This window comes from Microbacterium sp. AC145 (assembly GCF_979258505.1).
Genome location: NZ_OZ409859.1, coordinates 3021601 through 3036559 on the forward strand (window position 1 = coordinate 3021601; position 14959 = coordinate 3036559).

15 protein-coding genes are annotated in these 14959 nt (G+C 68.5%); 6 read left to right on the plus strand and 9 right to left on the minus strand.

Features of this window, described 5'->3' with window-relative positions; all coding sequences use genetic code 11:
- Position 1: 1 nt before the first annotated feature.
- From ACZZZN_RS14490 to ACZZZN_RS14505, 4 genes are all read right to left on the minus strand, one after another.
- On the minus strand, positions 2-1198 hold the full coding sequence (locus ACZZZN_RS14490) for a MalY/PatB family protein (protein WP_463505840.1): 1197 nt from the start codon (positions 1196-1198) through the stop codon (positions 2-4).
- 126 nt (positions 1199-1324) lie between these two features.
- Positions 1325-2080 carry a 3-keto-5-aminohexanoate cleavage protein gene (locus tag ACZZZN_RS14495; protein WP_463505841.1) on the minus strand — a complete coding sequence of 252 codons (756 nt, stop codon included), beginning with the start codon at positions 2078-2080 and terminating at the stop codon, positions 1325-1327.
- Positions 2080-2307: a hypothetical protein gene (locus ACZZZN_RS14500; protein WP_463505842.1), complete on the minus strand. Its 228-nt coding sequence runs from the start codon at positions 2305-2307 to the stop codon at positions 2080-2082. The genes ACZZZN_RS14495 and ACZZZN_RS14500 overlap by 1 nt, the downstream gene beginning before the upstream one ends.
- A gap of 89 nt (positions 2308-2396) precedes the next feature.
- Entirely contained in the window at positions 2397-2819 is a 423-nt protein-coding gene (locus ACZZZN_RS14505; protein ID WP_463505843.1) for a hypothetical protein, read from the minus strand.
- Positions 2820-3034: 215 nt separating this feature from the next.
- Here ACZZZN_RS14505 and ACZZZN_RS14510 point away from each other — a divergent pair, with 215 nt between their 5' ends.
- The 5 genes from ACZZZN_RS14510 to ACZZZN_RS14530 all read left to right on the plus strand — a co-directional run bounded on the left by ACZZZN_RS14510 (position 3035) and on the right by ACZZZN_RS14530 (position 8482).
- Entirely contained in the window at positions 3035-4471 is a 1437-nt protein-coding gene (locus ACZZZN_RS14510) for a serine/threonine-protein kinase (protein WP_463505844.1), read from the plus strand.
- A 271-nt stretch (positions 4472-4742) separates the two neighbouring features.
- Positions 4743-7076 carry a phosphoribosylformylglycinamidine synthase subunit PurL gene (gene purL / locus ACZZZN_RS14515; RefSeq protein ID WP_463505845.1) on the plus strand — a complete coding sequence of 778 codons (2334 nt, stop codon included), beginning with the start codon at positions 4743-4745 and terminating at the stop codon, positions 7074-7076.
- Positions 7073-7216, plus strand: a complete 144-nt coding sequence (locus ACZZZN_RS14520; protein WP_463505846.1) for a hypothetical protein — start codon at positions 7073-7075, stop codon at positions 7214-7216. Before purL ends, ACZZZN_RS14520 begins: the two co-directional genes overlap by 4 nt.
- A 286-nt stretch (positions 7217-7502) precedes the next feature.
- A complete protein-coding gene (locus ACZZZN_RS14525; protein ID WP_463505847.1) occupies positions 7503-8210 on the plus strand; it encodes a DUF2786 domain-containing protein in 708 nt (235 codons plus the stop codon).
- A gap of 62 nt (positions 8211-8272) precedes the next feature.
- Positions 8273-8482: a hypothetical protein gene (locus ACZZZN_RS14530; RefSeq protein WP_463505848.1), complete on the plus strand. Its 210-nt coding sequence runs from the start codon at positions 8273-8275 to the stop codon at positions 8480-8482.
- A gap of 25 nt (positions 8483-8507) precedes the next feature.
- Here ACZZZN_RS14530 and ACZZZN_RS14535 read toward each other — a convergent pair whose 3' ends face one another.
- Complete coding sequence (locus ACZZZN_RS14535) at positions 8508-9053, minus strand: TetR/AcrR family transcriptional regulator (protein WP_463505849.1); 546 nt, start codon at positions 9051-9053, stop codon at positions 8508-8510.
- Positions 9054-9150: 97 nt separating this feature from the next.
- Here ACZZZN_RS14535 and ACZZZN_RS14540 point away from each other — a divergent pair, with 97 nt between their 5' ends.
- Positions 9151-11691: an MMPL family transporter gene (locus ACZZZN_RS14540; protein ID WP_463505850.1), complete on the plus strand. Its 2541-nt coding sequence runs from the start codon at positions 9151-9153 to the stop codon at positions 11689-11691.
- 226 nt (positions 11692-11917) lie between these two features.
- Here ACZZZN_RS14540 and ACZZZN_RS14545 read toward each other — a convergent pair whose 3' ends face one another.
- The 4 genes from ACZZZN_RS14545 to ACZZZN_RS14560 are packed head-to-tail and all read right to left on the minus strand — an operon-like array spanning position 11918 to position 14958.
- On the minus strand, positions 11918-12559 hold the full coding sequence (locus ACZZZN_RS14545) for a TetR/AcrR family transcriptional regulator (protein ID WP_463505851.1): 642 nt from the start codon (positions 12557-12559) through the stop codon (positions 11918-11920).
- 11 nt (positions 12560-12570) lie between these two features.
- Entirely contained in the window at positions 12571-13338 is a 768-nt protein-coding gene (locus tag ACZZZN_RS14550) for a tyrosine-protein phosphatase (RefSeq protein WP_463505852.1), read from the minus strand.
- Entirely contained in the window at positions 13335-14222 is an 888-nt protein-coding gene (phnE, locus tag ACZZZN_RS14555; RefSeq protein WP_463505853.1) for a phosphonate ABC transporter, permease protein PhnE, read from the minus strand. The genes ACZZZN_RS14550 and phnE overlap by 4 nt, the downstream gene beginning before the upstream one ends.
- Positions 14206-14958 (minus strand): phosphonate ABC transporter ATP-binding protein, encoded by a 753-nt coding sequence (locus ACZZZN_RS14560; protein ID WP_463505854.1) that lies wholly within the window; start codon positions 14956-14958, stop codon positions 14206-14208. Before ACZZZN_RS14560 ends, phnE begins: the two co-directional genes overlap by 17 nt.
- Position 14959 lies beyond the last annotated feature (1 nt).

Sequence of the window (14959 nt, forward strand, 5' to 3'; positions counted from 1 at the left end):
CTCAGTGCGACGCGATCGCGTCACCCATCGCGGCGAACGCCTCACGCAGGATCGGCCGGGGCGTCGCGAACACGACCCGCACGAAATCCTCGTACCCACGCCCGAGCAGCGCCCCCTCGGTGAGCACGACGCCCGCGCGTTCGCGGAAGAAGGCCGCCGGCGGTCCGTCGATCCCCAGCGCACTCGTGTCGATCCAGCCGATGTAGGTCGCTTCCGGCTGTCGATACTCCGCGCCCGGCAGGTGCTCTGCGACGAGCGATGCCACGACCTCGCGCGATTCCGAGAGGTAGTCGATCACCCCGTCGAGCCAGGGCTTGCCCTCAAGATATGCGGCGGTCGACGCCACCACCCCGAGCGTCGCTGCGCCGTGCTGCACCGAGAACCCGAAGCGGCGATAGAGCTGCTGGTCGGCCTCGTTCGACGTGATCAGCTGTGCGGTCTTGAGCCCGGGGATGTTCCAGGCCTTCGACGCGCTCGTGCCGGTGACGGTGTGCGCGGCCGTCGCCTCCGACAGCGAGGCGTACGGTGTGAACGGCCGACCGTCGAAGCGCAGCGGCGCGTGGATCTCATCCGCGAACACCCGACCACCGTGCCGCTCGACGATCTCGGCGAGCGCTTCGAGCTCCGAGCGCTCGACCACGGTTCCGGTCGGATTGTGCGGGTTGCAGAGCACGAGAGTGCGGGCGCCGGCGGCGAAGGCCTCGTCGATGCGCTGCAGATCGTGATGCCAGCGGACTCTGCCGCTCGGATCCTGCACCGCGACACCGGGAATCTCGATCACCGGATGCCCGATCGCAGGCAGATATGTCAGAAACGGCATATATGCCGGAGTCGGCACGATGACGGGCGAACCGGCGGGGGCGTATTCCTCGACGGCGACCCGCAGGGCTGCCATCACATCCGACACCGGATGCACGCGCTCGGGATCGATCGTCCAGCCGTACTCGCTCTGCATCCACCCGGCCGTCGCTTCACCGAGCCTGCTCGCCAACGGCGGCGACAGATATCCGAGGTTCTCCTCATCGATCGCTCGATGCATCGCCTCGGCGATCACCGGCGCGACGCCGAAGTCCATCTCTGCGACCCAGGCCCCGATACTCCCCGGATGCAGGCTCCACTTTCGACTCTCGGGTCGATCGAGGGCGAACCTCGTGCGGGAATCGAAGGGATGCGGATCGATGTGCGCTCGGTCGGACACAGCTGCTCCTTCACGGCATCATTCACGGCGGGAGCTTCCAGACTAAAGATGTCTCCTGTGGTCTCGTGATTCTCGTGTCAGTGAGTGACGGTCTCGGTCCGGTTGCTCGGTACGGTCATCCGACCCTCAGGAGGCGGACGTGAACCCGGATGCCGCGCGCACCAGCGCCGCGTTGTCGGGTGCGCTGCGTCCGTCGGGCAGCACGAGCGTGTCTTCCAGTCCGATGCGGGAATCGAACCCGAGCTCGACGGCGAGGGCGAGAGCCGGCCACGCAGACCGCTGCTCCCCGTGCAACAGGATCGGCATGCTCGGCTCGTCGAGCCGAACATGTGCGATCAGCCCCTCCGCGTGATGCCGCACCATCTCGGCGGCCTCATCGGGCAGCTCGATCAGCACCCTCGTGCACTCCGCGCGCGACGGCGAGCCACTCCAGGCGTCGAGCCCCGCGGCATCCCAGATTCCCGCCTCGACCCCGATGCCGCGGCCCAGCAGCAGCGCGGCGACGCGATCGGCTCCTGCCTCATGCCAGTTCACCGACGCATGATCAGGCAGCTCGGTCCACTCGGCGATCAAAGCCAGACGCTTCTCGACGTCCGGCTCGATCCATGCTCCCGTCGTGACCCCGATCGGCACTTCGGGACAGGCCGATCGCAACGCCCGCAGCCAGGCCGCGACGGCATCGGCATCCAGCGTGTCCCGACCCTCAGCATCCTTCGGGTGCACATGGATCTCTTGCGCCCCGGCCGCCACCGCTCGTGCCGCATCAGCAGCGGCGAGCGATGCATCGGCGCTCAGACCCGGATGCTCGGTCACATCACGCGCTCCGTTGATGCATGCCTGCACCAGCATCCGTCGCTCCGATTCGTCGGGAATCGCCCCCATCAGTTCATGAGGTCGCGCGGATGCCAGTCGTGCAGGTTGCCGGAGTCCGAGGGCCCTTCCTCGGCACGCACCGTGTGCACGACCTGCCGCGCAGCGGCTGCTCCGCGCCCGACCCGGACGGCCTGTTCTTCGGTCTCGAAGCTGGACCCCAATGTGCGGGATTCGCCCTCGATGCGGTTGAACCAGATCCCGTCACGTTGGAACGTCTCGATGTCGCCTGCGGCCATGACCACCCTTTCGATCTTCCCCATTCATACCCGGGGGTTCGGACACTGTGAGAGGCCCTTGACAGCTTTCGCTGCGGGCTCCGTGCGCCTCATCGAGGCGCCGACGCCTGGGTCGCACGGCGTGCGATGCCGGCGCGCGAGAGTCGGATCGCCGAGTTGGCGTACGCCGCACCGATCACCAGCAGGACGACCACAGCGACGGCGCCCGGCACGACCAGTGGCGGCGACCACGTGCTGAAGAACGAGAACGCTGACTGAGCCAGGAATGCCGCAGAGAGCAGCGCGCTGGAGAGGGGGGCGTCCGTCATGCGCCACCACGGCCGCGGCGCCGTCGACTCCTGCGCACCGCGGAATGTCCGGGCCGCGAAGACCACGAGCGCCGTCATCGAGACGAGCATCCAGACGGCGCCCCACCAGGGCGTCACCACCGTCAGTGCCACGCCGATCATCGGCATCAGGACCACCGCGACGACCACGATTCCTGCCTGAACTGACCCGGCATATATCCGCATGAGAGCTCCCTTGCGGTTCGCGGCGTTGATAGGGAGCGTAGCCAGGCGAGGTCGCGGTCTCCACCCCTGCGGGGCGCCGTCATCGCGCATACCGGAATGGGATGCCGGCAGGAGCTTTCACCGATTCGCGCGCGCGTCAACCCCGATGACGACCCCGATACTCAGACGTAGATTGATGTGATGCATTACCCGGATGCAGCCATGAGGAGCGCTCGATGACGTTGGAAGTGATGTCGCCGACCGCGGCACTGCTCGATGGACGATACGTGTTGCACGATCGCGTCGGCCGTGGCGGCATGGCGACGGTCTATCGCGCCGAGGACTCGCATCTGGGGCGAACCGTCGCGATCAAGATGATCCACGAGGGCGAAGGGCCCGTCGCGTCGATCGAGCGCGCCCACACCGAGAAGGCTCTGCTCGCCTCGTTGAGCCACCCATCGCTCGTGACGCTGCACGACGCGCAGCTCGTACCCGGCCGGCCGCAGTACCTCGTCATGGAGTTCGTAGACGGCCCGACTCTCGCCGAGCGCATGGCCGCCGGACCACTGCCCCCGCGCGATGTGGCCCGCATCGCCCGCGACCTCGCCGAAGGACTCGCTGCGGTGCATGCCGCGGGAATCGTGCACCGCGACGTCAAGCCGTCGAACGTGCTGCTGGCCAAGGGCCGCTCCGGTCGCCCCGTCGCGGCGAAGCTCGCCGACTTCGGCATCGCGTGCTCGGTCGAGAACCCGCGACTGACGACGCCGGGCATCGTGCTCGGCACACTCACCTATATGGCACCCGAGCAGCTGCGCGACCTCGACCCCGGCACGCCGGTCGATGTCTTCGCCCTCGGGCTCGTCGTGCTCGAGGCGCTCACCGGAGAACCCGGGTACCCGTCGCTGATGTCGGGGCGTGCGGCGGCGATCGCCCGACTCGCAGAACCGCCGACGATCTCCGAGACGGTGCCCGAGGAGTGGCGCGACCTGCTGACGCGCATGACCCGACTCGAGCCGACTGAGCGTCCGGCGGCAGACGAGGTCGCGCGGGCTGCGCGCAGCCTGCTGCGTGGATACTCCTCAGACACCGAAGGAACGGCCGTCGCGGCGGCGGCCGCGGCGATCGTCGCCTCCGCCGGGACGACCCCTCGTGCGGCGGATGCCACCACGGCCCCGGCGACGCCTCCAGAAGCGACGGCTGCAGAGTCGACGGCCGTGATGCCGCAATCGGATGCTGCGGCGACGCCGTCCACCCGCGCAGATGCGTCGTCGACCGACGCCACTGCGGTTCTCCCCGCAGCCGGCGCCAGCGAGCCGCGGTCGAGCACGGAATCCCGCACTCGCAACCGCAACCGCAACCGCGTGATCGCCGGTGCCGCCGGGCTGGCCGCGACGGGAGCGCTCGTCGTCGGACTTGCCGCCTTCACCACGCCGGCCTCCGATATCGGGCGCGTCGCCTCGGGAACGCTCGTGCGCACCGCATCGGTACCTGTCGACACCGCCCCGGAGGAGGCCCCTGCGGCACCCGTCGAGGTCGTCAGCGAACCGAGCAACAACGGGAATTCCGGGAACAACGGCAACTCGGGGAACAACGGGAACTCGGGCAACTCCGGGAACTCCGGCAACAACGGCAACTCGGGCAAGGGCAGCAACGGCAACTCCGGCAAGAACTGAGCCGCACGGCCCGTTCACGTCGAGCGCCCAGCGGGTCACGCCGAATCTGTCGCACCGGACCTCATGCGGGGCCAGAAACGCATCCAGAAATCCAGGCGGGGTCAAGAACGCATCCCGATCGAGCGAATCAGATGCACAATCGACCCCGCACGAAACCGGCCTCGCCGCCACCCTCGCCGCCCGCATCGCCGCCGCATCCTGACCGGCCATCGACCGCAGCATCCCCCGGTAGACTGGCCATGCCCCGCCGGCCCCTCATCTAGGAGTGCGCGTGACCACCGCCCCTGCACCTGCCCACAAGCACGTCCCCGACTCCGTCGAGAACGCCACCGCGACTCCGGAGAAGGAGCAGCCGTACGCAGCGCTGGGCCTCAAGGACGACGAGTACGCCCGCATCAAGGAGATCCTGGGCCGCCGCCCGACCTCCGGCGAGCTGGCCATGTACTCCGTCATGTGGTCGGAGCACTGCTCGTACAAGTCGTCGAAGAACTACCTGCGCCGCTTCGGCCAGAAGGTCTCCGACGAGATGAAGGAACGCCTCATGGTGGGCATGGGCCAGAACGCGGGCGTCATCGACGTCGGCGAGGGCTGGGCCGTCACCTTCAAGGCCGAGTCGCACAACCACCCCTCGTTCATCGAGCCCTTCCAGGGCGCGGCGACCGGCGTCGGCGGTATCGTCCGCGACATCATCTCGATGGGCGCACGCCCGGTCGCGGTCATGGACGCCCTGCGCTTCGGCGCGATCGACCACCCCGACACGGCTCGAGTGGTGCACGGCGTCACCAGCGGCATCAGCTTCTACGGCAACTGCCTGGGCCTGCCGAACATCGGCGGCGAGACGGTCTTCGACTCCGTCTACCAGGCCAACCCGCTCGTCAACGCGCTCGCGGTCGGCGTGCTCCGCCACGAAGACCTCAAGCTCGCCAACGCCACTGGCGTCGGCAACAAGGTCGTGCTGTTCGGCGCTCGCACGGGTGGCGACGGCATCGGTGGCGCCAGCATCCTGGCATCCGACACCTTCGCCGACGGCGGGCCCACCAAGCGCCCCGCGGTGCAGGTGGGCGACCCGTTCGCCGAGAAGGTGCTCATCGAGTGCTGCCTGGAGCTCTACCGCGACGAGCTCGTCGAAGCCATTCAGGATCTCGGTGCCGCAGGCATCTCGTGCGCGACCAGCGAGCTCGCAGCCAACGGCAACAGCGGCATGAAGGTCTCGCTCGACAACGTGCTGCTGCGCGACCCGTCGCTCACGGCTGAGGAGATCCTCATGTCGGAGTCGCAGGAGCGCATGATGGCGATCGTCGCCCCCGAGAAGCTCGACGCGTTCCTCGCCGTCGTGAAGAAGTGGGACGTCGAGACGTCGGTGCTCGGTGAGGTCACCGGAGACGGCCGCCTCATCATCGACTGGCAGGGCGAGCGCATCGTCGACGTCGACCCCTCGACCGTCGCGGTCGACGGCCCGGTCTACGACCGCCCGGTCGCGTACCCGACGTGGATCGACGCCCTGCAGGCGGATGCCGCCGAGAACCTGCCCCGCTCGAACGACCCCGAGGTGCTGCGCGAGCAGTTCCTCGACCTGGTGGCCTCGCCGAACCTCGCCGACACCCGCTGGATCACCAACCAGTACGACTACTACGTGCTCGGCAACACGGCCCTCTCGTTCCCCGACGACGCCGGCATGATCCGCGTCGATGAGGAGTCGGGACTCGGCTTCGCGATCTCGACCGACGCCAACGGCCGCTACTGCCAGCTCGACCCGTATGCCGGTGCGCAGCTGGCCCTCGCCGAGGCGTACCGCAACGTCGCCGTCACCGGTGCCGTGCCGACCGCGATCACCGACTGCCTGAACTTCGGCTCTCCCGAGAACCCCGAGGTCATGTGGCAGTTCGGGCAGACCGTCGACGGCCTGGCCGACGGATGCTACGAGCTCGGCACCCCCGTCACCGGCGGCAATGTCTCGTTCTACAACCAGACCGGCGACGTGCCGATCCACCCGACTCCGCTCGTCGGCGTGCTCGGCATCATCGACGACGTCTCGCGTCGCATCCCCTCGGGGTGGCAGGACGAAGGCCAGAACATCTACCTGCTCGGCACGACCTCGACCGAGCTCTCGGGTTCGGCATGGGCCGAGACCGTGCACCAGCACCTCGGCGGACTGCCTCCCAAGGTCGACCTCGCGGGCGAGAAGCGCCTCGCGGGTCTGCTCGGCGCCGCCCGTGACGAGTGGCTGATCTCGTCGGCGCACGACGTGTCGGAGGGTGGCCTCGCGCAGGCTCTCGCCGAGGGCGTCTCGCGCTTCGGCGTCGGCGCACGCGTCTGGCTCAACGAGATCATCGATCGTGACGGTGTGGATGCTGCATCCGCTCTGTTCTCCGAGTCGACCGGTCGCGTCATCGTGACGGTTCCGCGCGAGGACGACGTCAAGTTCCGCGGGCTCTGCGAGGGCCGGAACTACCCGGTGATGCGCATCGGTGTGACCGACTCCGAGGGTGCCAAGCTCGAGGTGCAGGACGTCTTCACCGTTCCGATCGCCGAGATCCGCGAGCGTTCGCAGGCGACCCTGCCCGCAGCCTTCGGCCCGACAGTTTCCGAGCCGGTCGACGCATGAGCGGTGACGGCCTGAGCGAGGACTACGGCGACCTCGGCGAGAAGCGCAACCGGCGCATCCGCATCGTCGCCTGGACCGTCATCATCGCCCTGATCCTCGGTGGTGGCGGCGCGACCGTGCTGACCCTCATCTTCGGCTGAGTTCCCGATCCTCGTGGCCGGCGGCTGGACCGGCCGCCGGGGTCCCTGAGCTTGTCGAAGGGTCCCAAGCGGGCACAACCTCGGACCTGACGGACGACACCCCGGTGACTCCGGCGTCATGACGGCGTGTCGGCGTGCGGATCCGAAGCTGTGCCCGGCCGAGCGCCGGCATCCTTCCCTGCACCGGCATCCGTGATCTGGCGTTCTGCACAGGCACCGGAAACCGACGTCCGAATGTAGGTGCTGCCGTGGAACATTCAGGGCATCACGAACCCAGGGGGATGCCATGACCGAAGCCAAACTCGACCTGATCGCCAAGCTGCTGGCGAAAGCCGAGAGCACGACGCCTGAAGAGGCAGAGGCCCTGACCGAACACGCCGAACGCCTGATCGTCAAATACGGGATCGAGCAGGCGCAGATCGACGAGCGGCGTGGGCGTCTGGGGCAGACGCAGGAGCAGATCGTCACAGAGCGGATGCTGTTCCGCGGCGTCTATGCGAAGGATCTGCGCGAGATCGGCATCGGCGTGGCCAGAGGTCTCGGCGCCGTGCAACCGCTCCTGGCCGAGTATCCGCCGATCGCCGGACTGCTGCTGGTCGGCCACGCGTCCGACGTCGCTCAGGTGCAGACTCTGACCGCCAGCCTGCAGGTGCAGGCGATGGTCGCGATGCGCAGCTGGTGGCTCGAGCACCGCCACTTCTACGTCGAGCAGCGCGAAGGGGTGAAGCGACGTGCGCGCAGCGGGTTCCTCCGCGGCTTCGCCGTCGGTGCCATGAGCCGCATCGAAGAGAGCCGTCGAGTCACCGTCGAAGAGAGCAGCGCGGGCACGGAGCTCGTTCTCGCGTCTCGCCGGAGCCGCGTCGATGCGGCGGTCGACGCGATGCACACCTCGCACGCGAGACGTCGACGCACAGCGGATGCCGGCTCGTGGTCGTACGGGCATCGATCGGGGCGGCAGGCGCAGACCGGTGGCCGTTCGGTGGCGGCGGGATGACCTCGTGTCCGCGCGACGATTCCGACGTATGCCCGCGGTCGTGCGAGCGCTACCCTGCACAGATGGACGAGTCCGGATTCTGGTTTCTCGGCGGGGCATCGGCCCTCGGGGCGTCGATGCTCATGCTGCCGACCGTGCAGCCCGAGTGGTGGTCGATCCTGACCATCGTCGTGACACTCACCGGCGCTGCGGTGATGTTCACCCGCGGTGCAGCGGACTGGCGTGCCGCACGACGTCGGGCCGCCGCGTGCTCGGGGGCGCCGTCGACGTGATGCCGGAATTCCTCGGTGGTCGGCGTCAGCGCCGGAAGAGGTAGCGCGTCAACTCCACGATCGACTCCGGCTCATGGGCCTCTCGACCGAGGGATTCGACGATGATCGCGCCGAGGATGGCCCGACCCAGCTGTTCGACGGGGGCGTTCTCGGCGACCTGTCCATCGCGGATGCCACCACGGATGCGCTCGGTCAGGTACTTCTCGACCCCGAGGCTCTCACCGAGGTGCGCTCCGACTCCGGCGTCCTCGGTCGCCGCGGCGACGAGAGACCGGAGGAGGGCTCCACCTTCGGGAGCTTCGAGGATCGAGAGCACGCTGCGCAGCCAGGTCTCGACGTCGGCGGCGATGTCGCCCGTGTCGGGCACGACGAAGTCGACGGGAATCAGACGCCCCTCCGCGAGGCATTCACCGATCAACGCGCCGCGGGACGGCCACCACCGGTAGATCGTCTGCTTGCCGACGCCGGCCTCTTTCGCGATCCCCTCGATCGTGAGACGGTCGTATCCCTGATTGTGGAAGAGCCTCGCGGTCGCGGCGAGGATCGCCTCGCGCGCAGCCGTGCTGCGCACAGGTCCGCTCCGATGCTCGTTCACCACACGTTCAGGATAACCACAGAACGCTAGACGATACGCACCGTATGATCTATGAGTCTGAAGGAGATGATTCGTGGCTTCACTGCTCTACCGTCTGGGTTCCCTCGCTGCGCGCAAAGCGTGGACGGTGATCGTCTCGTGGATCGTGATCCTCGGCCTCGGGGTCGGCGCGTTCCTCACGCTCGGCGGCACGCTCAGCAACAGCTTCGACATCCCGGGCACCGCCTCGGGCGCAGTGACCGATCAGCTCGCCGAGAAGCTGCCCGACACCGCCGGCGGAACGGGCACGGTGGTCTATCAGACGACCGACGGCTCGGCCTTCACCGATGAGCAGAAGCAGCAGATCTCCGAGCTCGCGGCAAGCGCAGAAGACCTCGAGGGCGTCGCCTCGGTCGTCGACCCCTTCGATGCGCAGCAGCAGCAGGCCGATCAGGCGCAGCAGCTGGCCGATGGCGAGACGCAGATCGCCGACGGTCGCACGCAGCTGGATGCCGGGCAGGCCCAGCTCGATGCCGGGCGCGCTCAGCTCGACGCCGGCCTCGAGCAGCTCACCGCCGCGCGTTCGCAGGCGGAGGCCGCGGGAGCCCCCGCCGAGCAGCTCGCCGCACTGGACGCCCGGATCGACGCACTGAACGCGCAGGCCGCCGAGGTCGACGCGCAGCAGAAGACCATCGACGAGTCGCGCGCCGAGCTCGACGACAGCGCCGAGCAGGTCGACCTCGGATCCACCCTCCTCGACCTCACGAACGGCATCGGCGTGGTGTCGGACGACGGTTCGACCGCCATCGTCAACGTCTCGTTCGAAGATCCCCGCCTCGAACTCTCCGAAGAGGTCAAAGAAGGCACGATCGAGCACTTCGAGTCGTCGCCGATCGACGGCGTCGAGGTCGACTTCGGCACCGACATCGCGCAGGGCGTGCCCGAGATCTTCGGCATCGGCGAGGCCATCGGGCTCGCATTCGCCGCGGTCGTGCTGATCGTGATGCTCGGCTCGCTCATCGGCGCCGCCCTGCCGATCGTCACGGCAGTCGTCGGCGTGGGCGTCGGCGTGACCGCATCCCTCGCCTTCTCGGGTGTCGTCGACATGGCATCCGTCACTCCGGTTCTGGGCGTGATGCTCGGCCTCGCGGTCGGCATCGACTATTCGCTCTTCATCGTCAACCGACACCGCAAGCAGCTGCTCAACGGTGTTCCGGTGCGGGAGTCCATCGGGCTCGCCACCGGCACCTCGGGCACCGCCGTCGTGTTCGCGGGAACCACGGTCATCGTGGCGCTCCTCGCTCTCAACGTGACCGGTGTGCCGTTCCTCGGCCTCATGGGCACCGTCGGCGCCGTCTGCGTCGCAGTCGCCGTGCTCGTCGCGATCACGCTCGCGCCGGCGATCCTCGGTCTCGTCGGCACCCGCCTGCTCAGCGGCAAGGCCCGCGCGACGATCGGCCAGCCGCACGCCGCGGGCAAGCCGGTGAAGCGCATGTCGACGCTGCGCGCGATCGTCACCGTGCTCGTCAGCGTGATCGCGCTGCTGATCGTCGCGATCCCCTCGATGTCGATGCGCCTCGGGCTGCCGGACGGCGCCAGCGAGCCCTCCGACTCCACAAGCTTCCGCGCGTTCCACGTCGTCGACGAGCAGTTCGGCGAAGGGGCGAACGGTCCGCTGCTTGTGACCGCGACGCTCGACGACGCGGTGGGCGACGACGATCTGCTCGCCACTCAGGTCGAGGTCGCCCAGACCATCTCCGACCTGGATGACGTCGTCGCGGTCGCCCCTGTCGCGGCATCCGACGACAACACCCTGTTGGCGTTCCAGGTGCTGCCGGAGGAAGGCCCCAACAGCGCGTCGACCGAGAAGCTCGTGCAGGACATCCGCGCGCTGCCGCAGCTCGACGGCGGCATAACTCTCGGCGTGGCCGGGCAGGCCGCGACCAACATCGACATCTCCGAGGCTCTCGCCGGCGTCCTGCCGCTCTACCTCGTGGTCGTGGTCGGGCTCTCGCTGCTCATCATGATCGTCGTGTTCCGCTCGCTGCTCGTGCCGATCATCGCGACCGGTGGCTTCGTGCTCTCGCTGTTCGCGACCTACGGCCTGATCGTCGCCGTGTTCCAGTGGGGCTGGGGGGCCGACCTCATCGGGCTGGACAGCCCGGGGCCGATCCTGAGCTTCCTGCCGGTGATCCTCGTCGGCATCCTGTTCGGGCTGGCGATGGATTACCAGCTGTTCCTCGCCTCGGGAATGCGCGAGGCGTATGTGCACGGAGCCTCGGCGAGGGATGCCGTCGCGCAGGGCTTCCGTGCCGGACGCTCGGTCGTCACCGCCGCTGCCCTCATCATGGTCGCGGTGTTCGGCGGGTTCATCTTCTCGGAGTCGACCATCATCCGCTCGATCGGCTTCGGCCTCGCCTTCGGCGTGCTGCTCGACGCCTTCGTCGTGCGCATGCTGCTCATGCCGGCGCTCATGCACCTGCTCGGCCGCTCGGCCTGGTGGCTGCCGCGGTGGCTCGACCGCATCCTCCCGAATGTCGACATGGAGGGTGCCGCGCTCGAGCGAGACCACCCCGGTGTGCGGACGGATGCCGTGCCGGTCGTGCCGAATTCGGAGACGCCCGCAGCGCGCTGACGTCGCTCTCGCTCTCGCTCTGAAGGAGATCTCGCGCAACGAAGGAGTCCCCATCAGGACTACTTCTTCGTTGCGTGAGATCTCCTTCGCAGCACGCGGTGCCGCGCGAACGTGCACGAGTGGAGCGCACCCGCGCAGATGCATGCCCAGATCACGGATGCAGGCCGGATCTGGGGTTCTCGGCCTGCATCCGTGATCCGAGCATGCAGATGTGCACCGAATCGGGTCAGGCGACCATCCCGCGCCACATCACCTCGACGGCCGCCCTCAGCCGGGCGGCCACCGCGGGGTCATCCATCCGATCGCCACGCACGACGATCTGGTAGTACGCGGTGCCGGCGATCGCATCGAAGCACGCCTCGACGTCGAGATCGGCCCGCAGTTCTCCGCGCGCGATCCCGGCGCGCAGCGCATTCAGCAGCGGTACCCGCCGTCGCGAGACATGCGACTGCCAGTAGGCCTTCTGCAGGGCACGGTCCGACATGACGAGACGGATGCGCTGCCGAAAGCGTTCTTCCGAATACCCGGACACCGCCAGCGCGACGCTGCTGCCGCCGAGGCCGAACCCGTCGACCAGCGCCTCACGCAGATCGACGCCATCCGGGTACTCCGGCGGGATCGTGCGACCCACGTCGAGGGCTGCCGCGATCAGCGTCGTGAGAGACGGCCACCGTCGATACAGCGCCGCCCGGCTCACACCGCTCCGGGCGACCACCCGGCTGACCGTCACGTCCTCCCCCGCATCGATGATCTCGAGGGTCGCGGCGACGATCTGCCCGTCCATGTCCTCGTCGCGCGGACGGCCGGGACGGCGGCGAACCGCAGCCCCGGCATCCAACGCGCCCGCAGCTCCGGTCCCGGCACGCACCTCCACGACTGTCACGCGTCGAGCGCCCGCTCGCGAAGCCGCGCAACAGTCGCATCCGACAACCCGGCCGCACGCAGCGGCGCGAGCGCGTCGCCGTGCTGCGCGCGAAGGGTGTCGAGCAGGGTGCGCATCGACACCTCCATGGACCCCTCCAGCAGCGACGACGTCGACGCCGCAGCGGAGGCGTCGAACCCGAGCGCCTTCCACATCGCGCCCATCACGGGAGCCGTCCGCTGCATGATCGCGACCATGTTGCCGCCGGTGAGGGCGTAGTCGGCGACGATGTCGTCATCCGCCGCTCCGAGCGCGAGCAGCAGCATCGCCGCCACCACCCCGGTGCGATCACGCCCGGCTGCGCAGTGGAACGCCGCGGTTCCCGGGGTGTAGGCGATCACGTTCAAGGCGGTGACGAGCTGGGGCGCCGCGACCTCGACCATGCGCAGGTACATCCGGCCCATCGCGTCGTGGCTGAGCTCGGGTGCGTCGCGGTTCATGGACTCGCCGACATCCGCGATCAACGGCAGGTGGTGGTACGCGACCGGGTAGTCGGCGAGCGGTCCTCGACCGGTGACCGACACCTCGAGCGGCGAGCGCAGATCGATGATCGCGGTGAGGCCTGCGGCGACGAGCTGCGAGGCGATCTCGGTCGTGACGTAGGCGAGGTCGTCGGTGCGGATCGCGAGCCCTTCGCGCAACACTCCGCCGTCGATCGGGATTCCGCCGAGATCGCGCAGGTTGACGGGGGCGCTGAGCACCAGGTCGATGTCGGCGATGGTCATGTGATTCTCCTTCGGATGAGGGCGCTGCCCTGGTCGATCGCCGTGACGAGCACGATGATGCAGATGATGATGGCGCTGAGGTGCCCGTAGTCGTACATGCGCATGGCGGTGGTCAGCTCGAGGCCGATGCCGCCGGCGCCGACGAGACCGAGGATGGTCGCGCCGCGCACGTTGCCTTCGAACAGCAGCAGTGTGTAAGAGGTGAGCAGCGGTGCGCTCTGCGGCAGGATGCCGTACTGGATGACCTGCCTCTTCGAAGCGCCGACCGCTTCCATGGCGACGACGGGTCCACGGTCGACCTGCTCCATGGCCTCGGCGAAGATCTTGCCGATCGAGCCGATGGACCCGAGGGTCATGGCCAGGATGCCGGCGAACGGGCCGAGCCCGACGGCCGAGACGAACATGAGCGCGAAGACGAGGTCGGGCACCGAGCGGATGATGTTCATCACCCAGCGCGTCGGGTAATAGACCCACTTCGGTGCGATGTTCGACGACGCCCCGAACGCGGCGAACAGCGACAACACGGCGCCGAGCACCGTGCCGACGACCGCCATCTGGAACGTCTCGAGCAGCAGCGCGAGGATCGTGCCGATCTTCGAGAAGTCCGGCGGGAACAGGCGCGACAGGAACTCGCCCATGTTGACCGCGCCGTCGCCCAGCTTGATGAAGTTGAACTCGGCGCCGTTGAACGACCAGATCAGCAGCAGCGCGGCGATCGGCAGTCCGATGAGGAACCTCGCCCGCGGAACGCGGAAGGCGCGCTCGAGACGCGAGCGCTCGGCCGCGTCGAGCGTCGGGCGGGTGGTCGAGCGAGCCTTGCCTCCGGTCGCACCTGCCGAACCGCCCGAACCGCCCGTCGAGCGGGGGTCAGTGGTGAGCGTCATCGTCGTGCTCCTCGTCGTCGTAGAGCGGCGAGAGCGCCGCGGCATCCAGCTGCGATGTGGCGCCGGCGACCAGCATCCGTCCGTGCCGCAGGCCGATGATGCGGTCGCTGTGCGCGAGCGCGAGCGGCAGCACGTGCAGGCTGACGAGCACCGGGATGCCGTCATCGGTGGCGATCTCGCGCAGCAGTTCGAGCACCGAGTCGGCGAGCTTGGGGTCGAGAGATGCCACCGGCTCGTCGGCGAGGATCACCTTGGGCTGCTGCATGAGGGCGCGCGCGATCGCGACGCGCTGCTGCTGTCCGCCCGACAGCGAGCGGGCGGGGTCATTGGCCTTGTGGGCGATGCCGACCCGGTCGAGCAGCTCGAGTGCACGGCGGCGGTGCGCGCTCGAGAAGCCGCCGATCAGGTTGATCGCGCCCGCTCCGTGCAGGGCACCGGAGAGCACGTTCGTCATGACGCTCAGGCGCGGGATCAGGTTGAACTGCTGGAAGACCTGACCGACATCCGACCGCAGGGTGCGCAGCTCGCCGCGCGCGAGATTGGTGACGTCATGCCCGGCAACCCGGACCGAGCCTGCCGAGATCGGTGCGAAGCCGGTGAGGCTGCGCATCAGAGTCGACTTGCCCGAACCCGAGGCACCGAGCAGCGCGACCATCTCGCCCGGGAACAGGTCGAGAGCCACACCGTCGAGCACCGTGGTCGTGTCGTAGGCGACGCTCAGATCGCGCACGGTCACG

Excerpts from the sequence above, each read along its gene's own strand:
- ACZZZN_RS14525 (WP_463505847.1), top strand. The coding sequence starts at position 7,503 with ATGACCGAAGCCAAACTCGACCTGATCGCCAAGCTGCTGGCGAAAGCC.
- ACZZZN_RS14510 (WP_463505844.1), top strand. The coding sequence starts at position 3,035 with ATGACGTTGGAAGTGATGTCGCCGACCGCGGCACTGCTCGATGGACGA.
- ACZZZN_RS14505 (WP_463505843.1), bottom strand. The coding sequence starts at position 2,819 with ATGCGGATATATGCCGGGTCAGTTCAGGCAGGAATCGTGGTCGTCGCG.
- ACZZZN_RS14495 (WP_463505841.1), bottom strand. The coding sequence starts at position 2,080 with ATGGGGGCGATTCCCGACGAATCGGAGCGACGGATGCTGGTGCAGGCA.
- ACZZZN_RS14520 (WP_463505846.1), top strand. The coding sequence starts at position 7,073 with ATGAGCGGTGACGGCCTGAGCGAGGACTACGGCGACCTCGGCGAGAAG.
- ACZZZN_RS14500 (WP_463505842.1), bottom strand. The coding sequence starts at position 2,307 with ATGGCCGCAGGCGACATCGAGACGTTCCAACGTGACGGGATCTGGTTC.
- ACZZZN_RS14530 (WP_463505848.1), top strand. The coding sequence starts at position 8,273 with ATGGACGAGTCCGGATTCTGGTTTCTCGGCGGGGCATCGGCCCTCGGG.
- ACZZZN_RS14550 (WP_463505852.1), bottom strand. The coding sequence starts at position 13,338 with ATGACCATCGCCGACATCGACCTGGTGCTCAGCGCCCCCGTCAACCTG.
- phnE (WP_463505853.1), bottom strand. The coding sequence starts at position 14,222 with ATGACGCTCACCACTGACCCCCGCTCGACGGGCGGTTCGGGCGGTTCG.